Source organism: Wolbachia endosymbiont (group A) of Crataerina pallida, from assembly GCF_964028475.1.
GTDB classification, from domain to species: Bacteria; Pseudomonadota; Alphaproteobacteria; order Rickettsiales; family Anaplasmataceae; genus Wolbachia; species Wolbachia pipientis.
In genome coordinates, this window is the sequence record NZ_OZ034785.1 from 1,541,508 (window position 1) to 1,560,591 (window position 19,084).

The 19,084-nt window shown below is 34.9% G+C and carries 18 protein-coding genes, 1 tRNA gene and 2 pseudogenes; 8 read left to right on the forward strand and 13 right to left on the reverse strand.

The window, feature by feature from the left end:
- Positions 1–97: 97 nt before the first annotated feature.
- Positions 98–173: transfer RNA gene (locus ABWU55_RS07705), tRNA-His, on the reverse strand.
- A 150-nt stretch (positions 174–323) separates the two neighbouring features.
- Between ABWU55_RS07705 and murJ the strand changes: the two genes are divergently transcribed.
- Both murJ and ABWU55_RS07715 read left to right on the forward strand, forming a co-directional pair.
- The gene (gene murJ / locus ABWU55_RS07710; RefSeq protein ID WP_010962984.1) at positions 324–1,811 is read left to right on the forward strand and encodes a murein biosynthesis integral membrane protein MurJ; all 1,488 of its coding nucleotides are present in this window, start codon (positions 324–326) and stop codon (positions 1,809–1,811) included.
- Positions 1,812–1,814: 3 nt separating this feature from the next.
- Complete coding sequence (locus ABWU55_RS07715) at positions 1,815–4,358, forward strand: AsmA-like C-terminal region-containing protein (protein WP_182282701.1); 2,544 nt, start codon at positions 1,815–1,817, stop codon at positions 4,356–4,358.
- 54 nt (positions 4,359–4,412) lie between these two features.
- Here ABWU55_RS07715 and ABWU55_RS07720 read toward each other — a convergent pair whose 3' ends face one another.
- The 3 genes from ABWU55_RS07720 to ABWU55_RS07730 form a co-directional block, all read right to left on the reverse strand.
- Positions 4,413–5,606 carry a phage portal protein gene (locus tag ABWU55_RS07720; RefSeq protein WP_010962986.1) on the reverse strand — a complete coding sequence of 398 codons (1,194 nt, stop codon included), beginning with the start codon at positions 5,604–5,606 and terminating at the stop codon, positions 4,413–4,415.
- A 235-nt stretch (positions 5,607–5,841) separates the two neighbouring features.
- Positions 5,842–6,105, reverse strand: coding sequence for a type II toxin-antitoxin system RelE family toxin (locus tag ABWU55_RS07725; RefSeq protein WP_080717643.1), 264 nt, complete (start codon positions 6,103–6,105; stop codon positions 5,842–5,844).
- Positions 6,081–6,314 (reverse strand): DUF6290 family protein, encoded by a 234-nt coding sequence (locus ABWU55_RS07730; RefSeq protein ID WP_010081986.1) that lies wholly within the window; start codon positions 6,312–6,314, stop codon positions 6,081–6,083. Before ABWU55_RS07730 ends, ABWU55_RS07725 begins: the two co-directional genes overlap by 25 nt.
- A 251-nt stretch (positions 6,315–6,565) precedes the next feature.
- Here ABWU55_RS07730 and lipB point away from each other — a divergent pair, with 251 nt between their 5' ends.
- Together lipB and ABWU55_RS07740 are read left to right on the forward strand one after the other, a co-directional pair.
- Positions 6,566–7,183, forward strand: a complete 618-nt coding sequence (lipB, locus tag ABWU55_RS07735) for a lipoyl(octanoyl) transferase LipB (RefSeq protein ID WP_010081985.1) — start codon at positions 6,566–6,568, stop codon at positions 7,181–7,183.
- Positions 7,183–8,160 (forward strand): LD-carboxypeptidase, encoded by a 978-nt coding sequence (locus ABWU55_RS07740; RefSeq protein WP_010081984.1) that lies wholly within the window; start codon positions 7,183–7,185, stop codon positions 8,158–8,160. The genes lipB and ABWU55_RS07740 overlap by 1 nt, the downstream gene beginning before the upstream one ends.
- Positions 8,161–8,552: 392 nt before the next feature.
- Here the strand turns inward: ABWU55_RS07740 and terL are convergent.
- From terL to pstA, 5 genes and pseudogenes are all read right to left on the reverse strand, one after another.
- A pseudogene (gene terL / locus ABWU55_RS07745) lies at positions 8,553–9,077 on the reverse strand (phage terminase large subunit); the annotation flags it as partial.
- Positions 9,078–9,097: 20 nt separating this feature from the next.
- Positions 9,098–9,930, reverse strand: a protein-coding gene (locus ABWU55_RS07750) for an IS5-like element ISWpi1 family transposase (protein ID WP_094189578.1) whose coding sequence is annotated in 2 segments (ribosomal slippage) — positions 9,098–9,561 and positions 9,561–9,930 — 834 coding nt in all. Because the reading frame shifts where the segments join, the coding sequence is not laid out codon by codon here.
- A gap of 57 nt (positions 9,931–9,987) precedes the next feature.
- Positions 9,988–10,935, reverse strand: a pseudogene (locus tag ABWU55_RS07755) (terminase); the annotation flags it as partial.
- A gap of 838 nt (positions 10,936–11,773) precedes the next feature.
- Positions 11,774–12,571: a phosphoribosylformylglycinamidine synthase subunit PurQ gene (locus tag ABWU55_RS07760; RefSeq protein WP_264705898.1), complete on the reverse strand. Its 798-nt coding sequence runs from the start codon at positions 12,569–12,571 to the stop codon at positions 11,774–11,776.
- A 6-nt stretch (positions 12,572–12,577) separates the two neighbouring features.
- Complete coding sequence (gene pstA, locus ABWU55_RS07765) at positions 12,578–13,828, reverse strand: phosphate ABC transporter permease PstA (protein WP_015589336.1); 1,251 nt, start codon at positions 13,826–13,828, stop codon at positions 12,578–12,580.
- A gap of 48 nt (positions 13,829–13,876) precedes the next feature.
- On the opposite strand from pstA, the gene ABWU55_RS07770 reads away from it, so the two are divergent.
- Entirely contained in the window at positions 13,877–14,059 is a 183-nt protein-coding gene (locus ABWU55_RS07770) for a hypothetical protein (protein ID WP_010962989.1), read from the forward strand.
- 48 nt (positions 14,060–14,107) lie between these two features.
- On the opposite strand, the gene rplS is transcribed toward ABWU55_RS07770, so the two are convergent.
- On the reverse strand, positions 14,108–14,485 hold the full coding sequence (rplS, locus tag ABWU55_RS07775) for a 50S ribosomal protein L19 (RefSeq protein WP_006279489.1): 378 nt from the start codon (positions 14,483–14,485) through the stop codon (positions 14,108–14,110).
- Positions 14,469–15,179: a tRNA (guanosine(37)-N1)-methyltransferase TrmD gene (trmD, locus tag ABWU55_RS07780; RefSeq protein ID WP_007549279.1), complete on the reverse strand. Its 711-nt coding sequence runs from the start codon at positions 15,177–15,179 to the stop codon at positions 14,469–14,471. The genes rplS and trmD overlap by 17 nt, the downstream gene beginning before the upstream one ends.
- A 74-nt stretch (positions 15,180–15,253) precedes the next feature.
- Between trmD and purC the strand changes: the two genes are divergently transcribed.
- Positions 15,254–15,976 carry a phosphoribosylaminoimidazolesuccinocarboxamide synthase gene (gene purC, locus ABWU55_RS07785; protein WP_010081959.1) on the forward strand — a complete coding sequence of 241 codons (723 nt, stop codon included), beginning with the start codon at positions 15,254–15,256 and terminating at the stop codon, positions 15,974–15,976.
- Here purC and purM read toward each other — a convergent pair.
- Positions 15,973–17,010, reverse strand: a complete 1,038-nt coding sequence (gene purM / locus ABWU55_RS07790) for a phosphoribosylformylglycinamidine cyclo-ligase (RefSeq protein WP_007549277.1) — start codon at positions 17,008–17,010, stop codon at positions 15,973–15,975. The genes purC and purM overlap by 4 nt on opposite strands.
- A gap of 133 nt (positions 17,011–17,143) precedes the next feature.
- Between purM and ABWU55_RS07795 the strand changes: the two genes are divergently transcribed.
- Both ABWU55_RS07795 and ABWU55_RS07800 read left to right on the forward strand, forming a co-directional pair.
- Positions 17,144–17,437, forward strand: coding sequence for a hypothetical protein (locus ABWU55_RS07795; RefSeq protein WP_006280049.1), 294 nt, complete (start codon positions 17,144–17,146; stop codon positions 17,435–17,437).
- Positions 17,438–17,451: 14 nt separating this feature from the next.
- Positions 17,452–17,796 (forward strand): hypothetical protein, encoded by a 345-nt coding sequence (locus tag ABWU55_RS07800; RefSeq protein WP_233395610.1) that lies wholly within the window; start codon positions 17,452–17,454, stop codon positions 17,794–17,796.
- Positions 17,797–17,862: 66 nt separating this feature from the next.
- Here ABWU55_RS07800 and ABWU55_RS07805 read toward each other — a convergent pair whose 3' ends face one another.
- Positions 17,863–18,681 carry a transporter associated domain-containing protein gene (locus ABWU55_RS07805; protein ID WP_007549273.1) on the reverse strand — a complete coding sequence of 273 codons (819 nt, stop codon included), beginning with the start codon at positions 18,679–18,681 and terminating at the stop codon, positions 17,863–17,865.
- Positions 18,682–19,084: the final 403 nt, after the last annotated feature.

Here is a 19,084-nt window from a genome sequence, read left to right on the forward strand (position 1 = left end):
GGCCAATGTATAGCTAACTCACGTCATACCGTCACGGTATCTCTAGATCCCGCTAACAAGCAGCGGGATGACGGTTTTTCAAATTATCGGGTTTTAGTGGGGCGAGCGACCAGGATCGAACTGGCGACATTCAGTACCACAAACTGACGCTCTACCAACTGAGCTACGCCCGCCAAGATATAAAATTTCTAACATAAGAGCGCAAATAGTCAATTGATTATTTAACTCTCCTTTTGCAGAGGGTTTTAAGTTTAGCCAATAAATATTTTCATTGATACTTTTACCATTATAGTTAATTGTATTGACACTAATGAAGTAGTGGTATGTTTAAAAGTATTTTCACATTTAGTTTTTTTACGGCTATTTCAAGGATCTCAGGGTTAATAAGAGATGTATTGATTGCTACGGTTATTGGTGCGAACTCTCTTGCAGACATATTTTTTTCTTCGTTTCGTTTTGCCAATCTATTTCGAGCATTTTTTGCAGAAGGAGCGTTCACTACCTCATTCATACCATTATATTCGACAGAATCATATGATAATAAAAAGGCATTTAATTTTGCAAGTAGTGTAATATCCATTACGTTTATTATCTTAGTAATTTTTTGCCTTATCATGCAAACTTTCTCCCCTTATATGATTCAAATTTTTGCTCCTGGATTTGACCAAAGTAAGTTTACCCTTACTGTTACTTTATCAAGAATTATGATGCCCTACATAATCTTTGTTTCAATTGCATCACTTATTGGTGGAATGCTGCAAGTAAAGCAGCATTTTGCTTCAACAGCTATTGCACCAATCGTTTTGAATCTCTGTTTAATCATCAGTTTGTTTGTGCCTTACGTAAAAACTCCAGCGCACAACCTTTCTATAGCTGTCCTTATAGGAGGAATTTTCCAGCTACTTTTGATACTATTTAGTGCATACAAGTTAAAGGCAGCTTTTTCTTTTAGCCTTGAATTAAGCAATGAAGTAAGGTTATTTTTTAAGCGTGTGATACCTGCAATTATCAACAATTGTGTAACTCAAATAAGCTTATGGATTGATACAATCATGGCGAGTTTTATACCAAATGCGGTGTCCTATATATATTATGCCGATAGACTAAATCAACTACCGCAGGGAATAATCGGTACTGCAATTGGTACAGTGCTTCTTCCTTTAATTTCAAAACAGGTGGATAATACTGAAAATATAGTCAAAATACAGAACAAGGCTCTCAACATAGGATTAATGTTAATTATGCCAACAACTGCTGCCTTTATCATTATTCCCGACATAATTTTACTTACGCTTTTTTCTTACGGCCGGTTTGATCATTATGCAGTGCAGCAAACTGTTCCCACTTTAATAGCATTTTCTCTTTCTTTACCTGCATTTATTATAAATAAAGTATTGCTACCTACATTTTTTGCTAAAGGCAATCTGAAAATACCAACCATATTTTCGCTAATGTGTCTTGGAATTAATGTAGTGCTAAACCTTTTGTTAATGAACGAGTATCAGCATACGGGGATTGCTATTGCTACTTCCGTTTCCACTTGGATAAACTCTATTCTATTAATTAGTTATTTAACAATAAATAAAATGTATAAGGTTAGCCAAGCGTTATTGTTAAATGTCATGAAAATTTTTGTAGCAACGGCAGTCATGTCAATAGCCCTTTATATTTTTAATTCTTTGTTGGCAGGATTATTTTTTGATAAAATGTTGGCTCGTATTGTTTATTTAACGACTTTAATAGCTTTGAGTGTTATTGTTTATTTTGGTATTCTCTATTTAATATTTAAGGGAAACTTTAAGCATGTGTAAATTATGAGACTTTCTTTATATGCTATATTATCAATCTCACTGCTATTAATTCTCATGCATGTTGCTGCAACTTTTAAGGATTGGAGTGGCTACAGGAAATATATCATAAAAGAGTTAGAGAAGACGTATGATGCTAAAGTGCATATTGGGGGAAAAATTAAAGTTTCGTTGATTACCCCAAAGCTCACTATTTATAATGTATACGTACAATATAACGAAAATAAAGAGCAAAAGTTGTCAGATTTAATTAGTGTAAGAAAAATTGAAATAAGGCCATCGTTCCTATCGTTGTTTTTATTTTCGTTGCAACCAAAGTCAATCACATTGTTTGGCATGAAAAGCAACAAAGAAAATTTACTTAATATTATAAATACAAACGCCAGTGGTAACACAGTCGATATAGTAATAAAAGACAGCCAAGTAAGTTTCAAGAATGATTTCGCTGATATTGTTAACATAAAGGAAGTTGCTGTAAAAAAAAATAAGCAGTTTTTTGGTAAAGTAAAGGTAGGTGATAATAATTACGATTTTTCAGGAAAGGTTAATATCACAAAAAGGAATGTACACATTAGTGTTGAATCAAATTTTGTAAATTTGCTATTTACAGGTAATAGAAATCAAGAAGAACTCCAGGGTAATTTAACATTAACAATTAATAACAGTTCCGGTTCTGTGAGTGATTTAGCAAAAATCATTAATCTTAGCTTTCTCTCTTGTGTTATTCCTAGCGAAAATATCAAGATATCATCCAATATAAGTCTTAATGAAAGTGAGTTTACGGCAACTGACTTAAAAATTGATTCCAAAAGCATGCAAGCCAGCGGTACAATACAAAATGATAGAAAAGGCAATCACACTAATTTCAATATTAGCTTCAGTAAAGTTGATTTAGATTCCATACAAAATGATTCACAAAGAACAATGAATATGAAGGATCTTCTGGAATGTTTTAGAGCAGTTGTGCCAAAGAACTTGAGCTTAAATTTTAATATGGAAGCTTCTAACATTCAATATCAAAACAAAATATTGGACAATTTCCGTGCTGTACTAAAATCCACTGATGGCAAAGTAAAAGTTAATACGCTTCTTAAATTTCCTGGAATCAATAATATATCTTACTTATCAGGAGAGATCTCAAACAATAATGTCCTATCTGAATTCAACGGTGATTTATTAGTCGAAGGAAATGATTTTGAGTCATTCATTTCATGTTTTTTCCCTTCTATAAAGATGAAAGAAAACCAGAAAAATCAATTTACACTAAGTTCTAAACTGCACCTTGCACCAAGAATATTATCTATCTCAGACATTAGACTGCTAAATAATAAGGAATCCTTGCAAGGATCAATTAGAGTAAGCCACACAAAAAAACGCAGTGTGATCGATGGTGAATTTAGCATGCATAATCTTGATGCAGATAAATATGATCATTCATTATTTAGCAGTTTACCTAAAATGCAATGGCTGAAAAATTTTCAGTATGATACAAATATAAAGGCCCGTGTTAATAACCTTACATTGAATGATACGAAAATTAAAAATTTGGATTTTTTGCTGAAAATGGAAAAAGGTAAGCTAGTTGCAGATAAAATAAAACTATCTGGAGAAGATTTCGATATTACCGGTAATGCAAAAATATTAGCAGATCAAAAATACGCCAAACCTTTATTAGATGTTAACCTTACGGGCAGTAAATTTAATGGAAAAATTATTACATTACCAAATTTAGTAGAGACGAAAAGAAATTCAAGAAATGAGATAGATCAAATTCAATGGTCAACAAAGCAGCTTGATTTTTTGGATGATAAAGAAGGCTTTGATGCAAATGTGCAAATCAATACTGCAGAATTTAAAACCGAGCAGAATGTTTTAAAAGATTTTAATTTGGATGCGGTAATGAGAAACAACACTATCACTATCAGGCAGGCAAGTTACGTATTAGAACGCGGGCAAGTGTTTTTTCAGGGTTATTTAAGATCAGACTCAATAAATACAAGATTTTCTATTGTAAATTTGGACACTAAAAAGATTGGTAAGGTTATAGGAATTGACAATGTAAATGGTCAGGTAAGCTTAAATGGTGAAATCAAAACTCAAGGAAAAAGTTTTCATGATTGGGCTAGTAACTTATCAGGAGATGTAAACTTACAAGCGCAAGGAATAGAAGTTACTAATGTAGATTTCAATTCATTTATCACTAATTTGTTAAGCAGTAAGAATAAATCTGAAATTTCCACACTTGCTTATGTTGATATATATAATGGCAAGACATTTTTTGAAAATATTAGCGGAAAAGCAAGTATTAAGAGTGGTATATGTTCAACTAGTTTACAGTTCGGGATTGATCAAGCATCAGGATCGATCTCTTCTAATTTAACCTTATCTAACTTCGCTTTAGCTTCTATATTCAGGTTCTTTTTCATACCACCAAATTATAGTAATCCAATCTATATCGATATGCATTTGGATGGCCCTATTTGGCGTCCTAAGATGAGTTTTGATGTAGACCAAATCTTCATCGCTCTGGTTGGCAAGAAAAATAGTTAATTTACTTAGGTGTACGGTTTAGGGGACAATAAACTCATCTGAACGGATACAAACTTAACCTAACTCATCACCACCTGGCAGTGGTGGCAAGCCAAATGCTTCTCTCTTTTCGTTGAGCGTCATGAAGCTTGCGTTTTCTACGTATTTCCACAACTTTTGTCTTTTTTCCATGAGAATTTCTATTGCATCTTTGTCATACGACAAGCACAGATCTTCACCAAATCTTGGTGTCAGCCAAGAATTCAGGTGACAGATAATATTTTCTAGCGTTGGTAAAACCGTCTGCTCCCAGAGGGATAAGCGTGCTTCGACTAAATTGCTATAAGTGTTATCACCCGGTATGCCAAGCAATTGCGGTGGAACGCCAAAAGCTAGCGCAATATCACGAGCTGAGCTGTGTTTGGACTCAATAAAATCCATATCCCTTGGCGATAAGCTCATTTCTTTCCACTCCAAGCCTCCTTCAAGCAATATCGGTCTTCCAGCGTTTATAGAACCTGAATAATGATCATTTATCTGCGCTTTTAAGCGTTGGTACTGCTCTTGACTTAAACTTCCACCACTTCCATCTTTTGCTGATTTTACAACTATTGCACCACTTGGTCTTGCCCCATTTTGCAACATCGCTTGATTCCAAGCACCCGCCTGATTATGTTGATCTATGCTATATGCAGCTGCCTCAATTGGTGATAACCCATACCAATCATTCAAAGGATTAAAGGTCTTTAAGTGCAACACTGCTGAACATCCAGTTAGTTTATCAACTTTAAAGTCATAACTGTTGTTATTTATGGTATAACGATAGATATAAGGAACGTTATTTCTCCCTGGAACAATTTCAACCCTATCGGGGCGCAGAAGATAAAGCTCTGTTGGTGGTTTTCTACTATTCTGTGACTCAACCATCAATATATAAGAATTGCCGTTAACTAACCGATAAGTTACAATCCCCTCAATAAATTCCGATTTTGATGTCATTGGATTAGGAGAATAAAGTAATTTCAGTAATGGATGGGCTTTTAATTGCGATTTTCCCTGTTCAGTAAGCTGGCAGAGAGTAAAAGGTACCGAAGATGCAGCACTTGCAATCATATTAATTGCTCGAAAGGCAATAACATTTTTTATGTAACCTTCCTCAGCAAAACTTACATAATCACGCTTACTCCAACTTGGCTCCATCATTAGCTGCAAAGCAGAATATTTAGTAAATACTGCGCTTTTTTTTCTTTGAAAAATATTGAGATTCATATATGCCTCCTAAAAAATTGAATTTGTGGTAGAATTATATCAATTGGTGTCACAGGAAGGATATACTAACGTACGAACATTATGTTTGAGAGCAATCTCTACACAGTAGTTAAATGGCAGGCACAATAAGGGGTAACAAAAAGAATGAGCTTTTTTTTTGAGCTGAGCGAAGCCACCTAAGGTAGAAAATGAATCAGGAAGGAGTAAAAATATATTTAATATTTATATGATGTACTTACTTATAAATATCTTTTCTGTGTCCTATCTCTGTGATAACCACTTCATATTTTATAATATTTACGGAATAGATAACGCGATAATCACCTACCCTTAATCTTCTTTGTCCTTTAAATCTGTAATATAATGGCTCACCAAGGTTAATGGGATCAACTGTAAGGCGCTTATTTATCGCATTTATGATCCTTAATCTTATTGTTTTTGGAAGAGCTGGAAGGTCTTTCTCAAGAACGCTTTCTATGAAGATAATATTGTATTCCAGTCTACATCCTCACTTCTAATTTTCTTTACACCTGAAACATTACGTTTAGCAGCACGCTCAATTAGTATTTTATCTTCCTCATTTTCAATTGCTTCTTGTATTAGCTTCTCTGTTAGTTCTTTAATGGACTTATTTCTTATTTTAGCCAGTCCAGCAAGACACTCTGAAATTTCGTTGTTGAAAGTTATGCTAAATTTTGAGTTTGCCATATATTTTACCTAAAATCTACTAATAATTATACAACATTTTTCTGAATTTTTCAATAAAAAAAGTTGCCTATACGTAAAGAGGACCTGTGTTGACAAATAATTAAACATTTGTCATGTACTATGTTTGTTAAGGAGAAATAGCACAGAAGTTAGTATTAAGTATATTAGGAATAAGAAAGGCTGCGCCCAGTGTCACACACTGGAATAACAGGAAAAAACGAACTGCTATACTAAAAAAAAAGAAATAGAATATGACAGAATGGCTAATATCTAATCAGCTTATTGATTATAACTGTGCTGTAAAATCCATGGAAGAGAAAATTCAACAAATTCACAATAATTCAGCAGACGAATTGGTATGGCTACTCCAGCACCCTCCACTTTATACTGCAGGAATCAGTGCAACAGCTGATGATATTGTTGAAAAACTATTTCCCATATATAAAACAGGAAGGGGTGGTAAACACACATATCATGGTCCAGGACAGCGCATTATATATTTAATGTTAAACCTTAAAAAAAGAAACAAATGCGATATAAAGCTATATATTAGAGATCTAAGTAAGTGGATCATAAATGTTTTAAAGCAATTTAATATACTTGGAGAGTTTAGAGAAGATAGAATAGGCATTTGGGTAAACCATAACGGAGTAGAAAAAAAAATTGCAGCTTTTGGTATTCGCTTAAGAAAATGGGTAACTTATCATGGCATAGCGCTTAACGTCTTTCCAGACCTCTCTCACTATAAGGGTATTATTCCTTGTGGGTTGCAAGGTTATGGCGTCACGTCAATGGAAGAACTAGGAGTGAAAGTTCCACTCTCTGAATTGGATGATATACTAAAAAAAGAGTTTTATAAGATATTTTAATGATTGTTTACCTTTTATATTTCATTCTCACTTTATGTGCTAACACAGGTATTCATGCAATGGACCAAGTTGATATTATTGCTCCTTCCTCCAAGGGAAAAGAATCAGATCTGACTACTATAAAAGAATATGTAGAAGCTTTGGATTTTAATCCCCATATTTCGGAGAAAATATATAGTAATGATAACCCATTTTATTCCAACTCTGATGAATTCAGAGCAAATGATTTGGTTAGTGCACTAACCGGTGATAGTAAAATAATCTGGTGTATCAGAGGAGGAGAAGGGGCTTCTCGGTTAATTCCCTATCTAGAAAAGTTACCCAATGATAAAAAAGAAAGGATTGCTCAAAACAAAAAGATCCTCATAGGCTATAGCGATATAACTGCCTTGCACATCCATCTACAAGCTAAATATGATTGGCAAACTCTTCACGGCACCATGTTGGAAATGATAGTAAATAACTCCGTTTCTGAAAGCTCTGTTGAAAAATTGAAAGAGTTAATTCTTAACAAGCGGGATTCTATCAGATTTGATAAGCTAAAGATGATAAATAATGGCATTAGACTAAAAGATGGCAGATTAAAGTCTAAAATCATCGGTGGTAATATGACTTTAGTTGAAAACAGTATAGGAACTGTTTGGCAAATAAATGCGAAAGGTAAAATTCTATTTTTAGAGGACATAAGAGTCTACCCATACGCAATAGAGCGCAGTTTAGATCACCTAAAACAAGCTCACATCTTTGATGGAGTACATGCAGTAATCTTTGGGGATTTCGTTAACTGCTATAACGATAACCTTGTTGAAGTTGTAAAAGAAAGGTTTGCAAAAAGTGTTAACTTTCCTGTATTTACTATGAAAGGGGTAGGCCATGGACATACAAATGATCCTTTACCTTTTAACACTCACGCTATTATTAGCGTTCAAGACGAAAAAGAAGGTTTGTTTTTTATGGACGTGCAGAATGTTAGCTAATCTTATAGCTAACGCGAGCTCTACGTCATACCGCCGCAGTATCTCTTAGCCGCTAACACGTACTTAACCGTCATACCGCGATTCATTCGCAGTATCTCATCCGCTAACAAGAGATCCCGCTAACATGTAGCGGGATGACGAATTGCTTAACCGTCATTCCGCCGCAGACCGTCATACCGCCGCGGTATCTCTTAGCCGCTAACACATAGCGGAATGACGAAGTTATCGTCATGCCATCGCGAACCGTCATACCGCCACGAACTGTCATACCACCACGAACCGTCATACCGCGATTCATTCGCGGTATCTCTAGATCCCGCTAACACGTAGCGGGATGACGGTTGTCAGGGTGTCATGCAAGTAGCTGACTACTTGGATCTGGTAGGCTTAAATCACAATGCCCGTAAAGCTGCGACCCTAGAGCTACTATCTCTCACCCACTGCAAATATTGCACGGTACTATCCACTTGATCATCGTGTCGAGTTTCAGGAAACATTAAAATCTCATACTCAAAATCGTTCAGCCATACTGCTTGGTGCGGCAGAAAAACCTTGCCAGACTCTATAATCGGAACAATTTGATAAAATCGAGTGAGTTTGTCATCATGTGGTACTATTTCGATAATTGGTAAATCACTGTTTGTCTTTAGCTCTTGCACCAATTGCTGACCACTTGTTTTTGTTTCGATTAAAATTGCGTGCGGTGTCCATCTTGCAGCTAGTGACAGAACTTGCTCTTTAAGCTTTGGATACTCAAGCTTTGCGCGATATACATCGAGTAAATAGAATTTATTGCCCACTTTTGTCCAGGTGGTGCAGACGCTAAAGTTGCTCATGCTGCTTGTTGAAACTGCAGTGTCCCAGCTCTGAGTGACATATGAGAGACTATCAGAAAAATTTCTATAGCGCTTCAGAGGTTGTCCGGAAACTAGTAAATTCAAGCATATTCCCTCTTTAACATAACCCTACTCATAGCTAGGTATATGAAATTCTCAGTGGATGTTGTGAGTAAATCATACTCCTTCGATAGCCTTCTATTCCTATTAACCCAAGCAAAAGTCCTTTCTACAACCCATCTTCTTGGCTGTACTTTAAACCCTTGTTCTCTTGTTGGTAGTAGCTCAGGTGGCGTATCTTTGTGCACCCAAAATCTACATGGAGGCCTTTTAACAATTTCAATATCTATGTCATATTCTTCCTTTATGTGATTCTTTAAATTTCTTCCTTGGTATCCCATGTCAGCCCACATTTTTTTAACTTTAGTATATTTTGTTCTCATATTGTTTAATGCTATTTTAATACCATCTCTATCATTTTCGTTAGCAGCGCCTACGTAACAACCTAGTATAAAACCCTGAGTGTCTGTAATTATATGCCTTTTTCTACCCTTTACTTTTTTACTTCCATCATAGCCTTTGATCCCCCCTTTTCTGTAGTCTTTACAGATTGACTATCTACTATACAGGCACTCGGCTGCTCATTCCTTCCTATTTTTCTTCTACTATATTTTGTAATTTCATAATTCATTTTCTCAAAAATTCCCTGCTTCTTCCATTGCCTGAACTGCTCATACACAGTCTTCCATAGCGGAAAATCATTTGGTAAATACCGCCATTGACACCCTGTACGCAATACATAGAAAATTGCTTCTAATATTTCTCTTTTGCTATACTTTGGCGGCCTTCCTCCTTTCTTGTATGATACTCTGAAGTGTTTTTCTATTCTTGCCCATTCCCTTTCGCTTAGATCTGTTGGATACTTTTTTCTCATCTTTACCCCGTACTAAAATTTCAGATATTATAGCCTTTTACTAGTTTCCGGACAACCTCTCAGCCACTCTCGTTTAATTATACCACTTGAAAGTGGCAGAGGGTTTTGTTGATATTGTGCAGCAAAAGCGTAACTTCCAAGTTCAACCTTTATCATCTCAACTTCTTCTTTTCCTCCATCGAGGGGATATAGCAACTGACCTTCTTCTCTTGAGTATAATATTACGGGTGGTGTCATTCTAGCACTTGATGCTGTAATCCAGCTTTTGTACTCATTTGTAGTTACTCGTGTGACAGGAACAAGAAAAGGAGGCGCTGGCTTTTTGATTGAATAGATAATCTCCTTATTTTCAGATATCATCGGTAAACAAGTATGGTTCCATATGTTTTTCGGTTTGGAGAGAAGGTGCCCGGTTAAATCTTCTTGATGTAGCCTATGCATCACAAGAACAATTACTCCTTTTTTTCTATTGTTGAGCCTGGCTACTAAAGTCTGGTCAAACCAATTTGTAGCACGCTTTCTAAACGTTTCACTCAAAGCTTGGGCGGGACTCAGTGGATCATCCACGATGATGAAATCACCACCTTCACCTGTTAACGTCCCTCCAACTGACGTTGCGATTCTGTATCCTCTCTGCACTGTTTGAAATTTGTATTTGGTATTCTGATCTTTGGATAGTTCTACCTCTGGAAACAGCTCTCTATACCAACTAGACTGCATTATGCATCTTGTATCGAGCGAGTGCTTTTCGCTAAGCAGCCGAGAGTAGCTTGCAACTATTATTCTTGCAGTTGGCTGATTTCCCAGTATCCATGCGGGCCACGCAACACTAGCGCACAGGGACTTCATTGAACGCGGAGGCATATTGAATATTATTCGCCTCATTTTGCCAACATTTGCCGCTTCAAGTCTGTCTGCTATGACTTTTATATACTGATAATCATTATACTCACACCCCGGCACTACCGTTTGAAAACACAGTTCAATGAATTTTAGAAAGTTCATGATATAATGTTGAAACCAACGCGTGACGCTGGGATGACAAAAAAAGGAGCACTGAAGGCTATAGGTGAGACGTTGCGGTATCTCTAGATCCCGCTAACAAGCAGCGGGATGATGAATTACTATGCCGCCGCGAACCGTCATACCGCCGCGGTATCTCAGCCGCTAACAAGTAGCGGAATGACAACAATCCTACGTCATACCGCCGCGGCGCTAACAAGAGATCCCGCTAACAAGCAGCGGGATGACGAATTACTATGCCGCCGCGAACCGTCATACTGCTGCGGTATCTCAGCCGCTAATAAGTAGCGGGATGACGGTTGTCGTTTAGCTATAAATATTAAGAAATTTACCAAATAAAAAAAAGGCAAAAGAAGCCCCGTGGTTGGCTAATTACTTACATTATACTTTCAAGTATGGCGTTTTTTTATTCTAAACGCTTAATAACCGCGATTTAGCTGCTTTTTAATGCAACTAACCTTTAGTCATAAATGTTTAAGAAATTTACTAAACAGAAAAAAAGGCAAAAGAAACCCTAGGGTAGCTAATTATTCACTATCCATTTTTTAAGTTGGCGTTTTTTGACATTTTAAATGCTTTATAAGCGCATTTCAGCTTATATTAGGTAAAAACCTAGAAATTTTATAAAGACATAAGATGCACATAGTGCAAAAAATTAAACATGGGACGCCAGATACGTGAGTTTTTTTGTCATTTAATCTGTACAGAGAAGATAAATAAATAGCTTCAGTTTCATGATAAGGGGACTGGCAAGGCTTGTCAAGCAAGTTTTTTGCAATATCAGGGGATAATTTCGACCATAAATCCCTATCAATAAATTTTAACAAAAATACTTTAGTGCATTTTCAAATATAAGCATTCCATCGCCATATTTTGGCACAGCAACACCTAAACGCTTGCTCTTTTCTTTTTCAAGGGGCCAATTATCTTGCTGAGTAAAAAATATTCCCCTTTCTGGATGGGGCATTAAAGCTAGCACTCTTCCACTTTTATCTGATAAAGCTGCTAGGTCGTATGTAGATCCATTCGGATTGTAAGGAAATTGTAGGTTAGCATAGTTGCCATTTTTATCAATGTAACGTAATGCGGTGGAATTGCTCTCAATCAATTGGTTCAAAATATCTTGATCCATAAAAAATTTGCCTTCCCCATGAGCAATAGGGAGATATAGTTCACTCAGGCCCCGTAGCCAAACAGAATTACTCTTTGAATTAACTCTCACTCTAATCCAGCGGCATTGGTAATTGCCTATATCATTATGGATTAAAGCTAGATTAGAGAACTCTGGAATTAATTTTACTAATATCTGACAACCATTACATATTCCTATAATCAGCTTGTCCTGAGATAAAAACTCTTGAAACTCATCCAACAAGTTGTTTTTAATACGTAAAGCAAACGCATTACCAGCACCAGTGTCATCACCATAGGAAAAACCCCCTGGAATTGCAAGTATATTGCTTAATTTCAGTTCACCTGGATTATCTATGATATCGTTAATGTGAACGATTTTTACTTCAATATTACCAATACCAAGTTTTCTGCTGCATTCCATAAATGCAAATGCAGTTTCTTTTTCGCAATTTAAGCCATAACCAGATAGGACTGTGATTTTCATGAATTGCTAAAAATTAAAAAATTCGAATTTCCTTTTTACAAAATTTGCTACTAAATTTAACGCAAATAACACCAATAATAAAGCTATAATTGCGATAGCAGCAAGTTCAACAAATGCAATTTCAGGATTGCTTGACCATATGTATATTTGCACAGGTAGAACAGTCGCCGGATCGAAAAAGGACGTAGGTGTATCAGCAATAAATGCCACCATACCCATCATAAGTAAAGGAGAAGATTCACCTAAAATCCTTGCAATTGCAAGCACAGTACCATGTATTATTCTTGGTAACGCAATCGGTAAAGAGTGATCTAATATCACCTTGATGTGAGGTGCACCGAGCGCAAACGCTGCATCTTTTATCGTAATAGGAACATTCGCAAAGGCATTTTTTGTTGCAATTATAATATTAGGTAACATCATAAATGAAAGAGTCATTCCACCAACAAGTGGTGAAGAGCGTGGTAGCCCAAATATGCCAAGATAGAGAGTTAAGCCCACTACACCAAATATTATTGAAGGCACTGCAGCAAGATTATTTATGCTAATTTCTACAATATTAGTCATTAGCCTATTTTTAGGCATAAATTCGTAAAGACAGATGCCCGACATAATTCCTATTGGTAATGCTAATGCTAGGCACACTATAATTGTCATTAATGAACCGATAAACGCTCCTAAAATCCCTGCATTTTCAGGTTCACGAGAGTCAGATTTAAGGAATAAAGACTTATTAAAAAATTTTTTCACTCTCCTCTTTTCTTTTAGCCAATCAAGTAATTTAGCATAACGATCATTCAAATATTTATCTTTATTTATTGAATTAATTATACTTGACGCGGTAAACCAGATCTCATATTCACCACTATCTTTTACTTTCTTACGAAAAAATTTCTCTAGTTCTTTGTAAGAATTACGACTTAAAATTTCGTCACCGTCTTTAAAATCAGTTCCTCCAAACACCTTACGTAAAGAATCGTTGAGTAAGCCAATGGACTTATACCGCAAATCACTAGGATTACTCGCCAAAGTAAGATCAGCATTTATTTCAACTGGCAATAAAATTTTCGTTACTGTTAAGGCACTGTAAGAGTTAACTAATATACTCAACAATATACACACAGGACAGCCAAGTGAGATAACTAGTGCCGTGAAAGAACAAAAGCGTAGCGCTCTGTTCTTTTTATTTTTCCTTTTTATACGAGCATGTACACGCCTTGACTGAAGTAATTTAAGGAATTTTTTCTTTATACTCATTTACTTTTCTTTACACGAGGATTTGAAAAAACTTTCCCCTTTTTTGTCATGCAAGTAGCTGACACTGGGATCCAGCAGGCTTTGCCTGCAAATAATTTTTACATTTTCCATGAAAGCACAAACCAAAAGGAGAATAATGAATGCTGGATCCCAGTGTCGGAGCACTGGGATGACACCACAGCGGGAGGCAAACACAATGTTCGTACAGTTGTGTGTCACGCACTGGGATGACAAGAGAGAGTTCTGAGATGACACAATTGACATCACTCCCTATTGTATCTACTTAGATTTCTTTTTAACATAAGTAGTACGCTCTTTGATCCTTGCAGCTTTTCCAAATAGTTTGCACAGATAATACAGTTTTGCTCTACGAACCTTTCCTTTTCTTGTCACTTGCACTGAAACCAGTGCAGGAGAATAAACAAAAAACTGAGACACTATACTTTCTCCATGGCTCACTTTTCTGACTGCAAAAGAAGAATGTAACCCGCGGTTCCTTTTTGATATACATACACCTTCAAATATCTGTATACGTTCACTTGTACCGTCAACTACTTTAAAAGTGACCTTCAAATCATCGCCAGGACGAAATTCTGGTATTTCTTTAGCTAACACTTGCATTTGCTGTTCGTTAAATTTTTTAAGTAAATTTGTCATTTATCTCTCCACTCAATAATTCAGGCCTACGCTTTTTTGTTATAACATGAGACTGCTTCTGCCTCCAATCACTTATTTTTTTGTGATTGCCAGATAACAAAACCTCAGGTACTTTATATCCCTTCCACTGCTCAGGTCTAGTATATTGAGGATATTCAAGTACACCACCACCATAATTAAAACTTTCTTCAGTAATACTATCGGTATTATTTACTACACCTGGAAGAAGTCTAATGCATGCATCAAGAACCACCATTGCAGCTGGCTCACCTCCTGAAAGTATATAATCTCCAATACTTAACTCATAAGGAGTATACGCATCAATTATCCTTTGGTCAATACCTTCAAATCGACCACACAATATTGTTATATGAGGAAACTCTAATAATTCTCTGGCAATATTCTGATTAAACTTAGTTCCAGATGGAGTCATGTAAATAAACTTAGTGTTTTTATGAACAGAGAGCATACTATCTACTGCATCACCAACTACATCAGAACGCATAACCATTCCTGCTCCACCTCCATATGGAACATCATCCACAGTTGAATGTTTATCTTTCGCAAAAGAACGAATATTTATTACTTCAAGGTTCCATATTTTTTTTTCTAACGCTTTTCCGGCAAGAGAATAGTTCAAAAACCCCGGGAACATTTCTGGGAATATGGTTAATATTGTAACATTGAATGCCATTAAGGTTTATTTTAAGTTATTTGGGGCTATACTCTAAGAATAGTAAATTGATATAATATATAGTTAAATTAAACATGTCACTGAATAAAACGATATACGAAGGTAAAGCGAAAGCCATTATTGAAACTGAAGACTTATCAATTGTCATACAGCACTTTAAAGATGATGTTACAGCATTCAATAAGGAAAAATATGAAATAATCGATGGTAAAGGAATAATTAATAATCATATTAGTGCTTTTATCATGGAAAAGCTTGAGAAAGCAGAAATTAGCACACACTTTATAAAAACTCTAAACGAAAGAGAACAGCTAGTCAAAAAACTCAAGATAATACCTCTTGAGGTAGTAGTTAGAAATGTCGCAGCTGGCAGCTTTTGCAAACGTTTTAATATCAAAGAAGGTGAGAGGCTTGCATCTCCTATAATCGATTTTTTTTACAAAAATGATGACCTAGCCGACCCAATGGTAAGTGAAAATCACATACTGTATTTTGATTGGCTATCTAGCAAAGAAATGGATGAAGTTAAAACTACAACTTTAAAAATCAACGAAATATTAGTTCACCTATTTTCAAATGCAAGTATATATTTAGTTGATCTCAAGTTAGAATTTGGCAGATTAATAAATGACAGTACTAAAATCGTTTTAGCTGATGAAATTAGCCCTGATAACTGCAGATTATGGGATAAAAATACTTATAAAAAGCTAGATAAAGATGTCTTTCGTTTGAATTTAGGAGATTTAAAGGAAGCATACCTAGAAGTTGCAAAAAGACTGTCAGTAAAGTTAGGTTAACTAAATACTACTCTATCAAGTGGAGGGTTACATGCCTCATCAAGTTTTCCAATAATTTCAATTTTTTCTCCACGTTTTTGGAAATGATTTTTCACGTTTTGCATATTCTCAGAACTTACGATCAATACCATACCAATACCACAATTAAATGTTTTTAGCATTTCTTTCTTCTCTATTTTACCCTCCTTTGTTAGCCATAAAAATATATCTGGCCATTTCCAGGAATTAATGTCTATGTTTGCAAATAAGTTTTTTGGAAGAATTCGCGGAATATTGTCTACCAAACCACCACCCGTGATGTGCGCAATACCTTTTACTTGTGACATGATAGGCAGCAAAGAATCAACATATATTTTTGTTGGTTCAAGTAGTATTTCACTCCAAGATTTATTATTCCATAGAGATGTATCGTTATAATTTATACCTAAGCTTTTGAAAACATGGCGCACTAAAGAAAACCCATTTGAGTGAATTCCACTTGACTCTAAGCCAACTATATAATCACCTGCTTTCATCATACTACAGTTTGGAAGAATTTGCTTTCGATCAACTACACCAACCACAAACCCTGCAAGGTCATAGTGATTATTACCATACATTCCAGGCATTTCTGCAGTTTCCCCACCAACCAATGCTATTTTAGCTTGCTTGCACCCCTCTGCAATGCCCTTAACCACAGATAATAAAACATCTTTGGTCAAAACGCCTGTTGCAAAGTAATCAAGGAAAAACAAAGGCGTTGCTCCTTGTGCAAGTAAGTCATTTACACACATTGCAACTAAATCTATACCTATAGTATCATGTTTATTCACTTCTTGAGCTATCAACAGTTTCGTACCTACTCCATCAGTTGAGGAAACGAGTACTGGATGGTCATACTTCTTACTTAGTGCAGCAAAATCAAATAACGCAGAAAATGAACCTATTTCGCTGATTACTTCTTCTCTAGTAGTTTCTTGAGCAATAGGCTTGACTTCTTTTATTAACTTATTATATAGTTCAATATCTATTCCTGATCTGGTATAAGTATTCATAATCCTTTTATAAATTTTAAAATTGTTAATACTATATTAATGCCTTGATATAAAAAGTGCAACGAAACTTTCTCTTAATTGACTATTATATACTTACCAATATAGGGTAACTTAAATCATTTATAATTATCCAATGAACGAAAATACCAAAAACATACTGTTAATAACGGAACTGCTATCAGGACGGCTGCTTCATGACTTTGCTAACTCTATGAATGGAATAACGTTTGGCGTAGAAGAGCTTGAAGTAATAGATAAGAATGATGCTGATGCGCAGAAGGAAGCGTTGTTGTTTCTTAAAGAAAGCTCCGATGATTTAATATATAAACATAAAGTTATGAAGCAGGCATATTCTTCTTCAATGGATAATTATAGCTTTGATAAGACCAAATCTAATATCGAAAATTATTTATTAAAAAAAAAGTAAAGCTTACGTGGAAAATAGACGCATACTCTGCAAAAAATAAGGAAGATTTAATTGAAAAGATAAATAAGATAATTTCTAATATGGTGCTAACTATAGCCAGTGCAGTGGCGGAAGTTGAACTAGTATCTGTTTTACTGAGTCAAACAGAAGATAAAATGCTATTAACTATAAAAATTCTAAATGAACACAAACCAATAAGCAAATCATTAGTAGACAAATTAATCAAAAAAAATGACACTAATTTAAATACAAAAGATATTAATATCTATATGACCTCTTTATTATTAGAGTACTATAACACTGAAATGCATTATACTTGCGAAAATAATTTGCTGGAAATAGGTTTAACTATAACTTGAGTTGCATATTTGGTTATTACAACTTTTTCTTCGTGTCAAGGCATTCCCCGACAAGGGGTACCAAATCTAATTTTTGTAATCACTTAAGTCTAGTACTATTTTATTAATGTAGCGCTCATTTGCATCTTTGATGATAAACTTCATACCATTTTTATATTTAATGACTTCATCTACAGAAGGCACTTTACCAGCAATCGAAAGAATCAAACCACCAAGTGTAACATAGTCTTCTTCAGGGTCACGTAATTCTATTTTTAGATCCTCTTCTATATCTTTTATAAGAGCCCTTGCTGATACTTCAAACTTATTTTGAGACAATTCAGTAATGGTATATTCTGAATTTATTTCGTTTTCACTATCAATGTTTGGTATTAGTTCCTCTATAAGATCAGTCATTGAAATTAAACCATCAGTTCCACCATATTCATCCAATACGATAGCTAAGCATGATTTAGAAGAGTTCATCCTAACAAAAAGATTAGTTGTCTTCATCGAGGGTGGAACAAATATTACGCTTTGTATAATATGTTTCAGATTAAAATTTTTATCCCTATTAAAAATAACATCTTTTACATAAAAAAAGCCTATTACGTTATCAAAGTTATTTTTATAAATTGGTATTTTAGTGTGGCAAGTGTTTTTTATCTTCTTTATTATTTCACGCTCGCTTGACTCAATGTCTACTGCGCATATCTCTGTACGTGGAGTCATTATATCCATTATACCACAATCGCGGAATTTTAATAGACCATTAAATATATTAAGGTCTGGCAGATCTTTCATTAATGCCTCAGTCGCACACTTTTTCAACACAGAAGCTTTTTTGAAAAGGAAGAGAAAAATTCTATATGCTATTTTTTCTACTAAGGTTCTTTTTTTACTCAATTTATTCCCTGTAATGGCAAAAACGTTTTCAGATTAGATTTATCAAGAAAACTGTTATTAAATGTTTAATAAGCATGTGAATAATGTCAAATTAATTTGTGAATTATTTGTTGATATAAAATACCAACAATTGATCAACAACTTTTTCAACAACATATACATAGTTGTGTAACAATGCATGATGGTAAAGTATTTTCCATAAAAGAAAATTACTAACACTCTAAACACCTTACTTATACACATAAATCATAACAGAAAATCAATAATATACGAAAGTTACTCACATATTTATCCACAAGTTGAACAACGCCAATTTTTACTGAATTTTAAGTTAGTAACAAGTTATTGATAGAACTATTATTATTGCTATACTTTAATATAGAAAAGAATAAATAGAATAGAT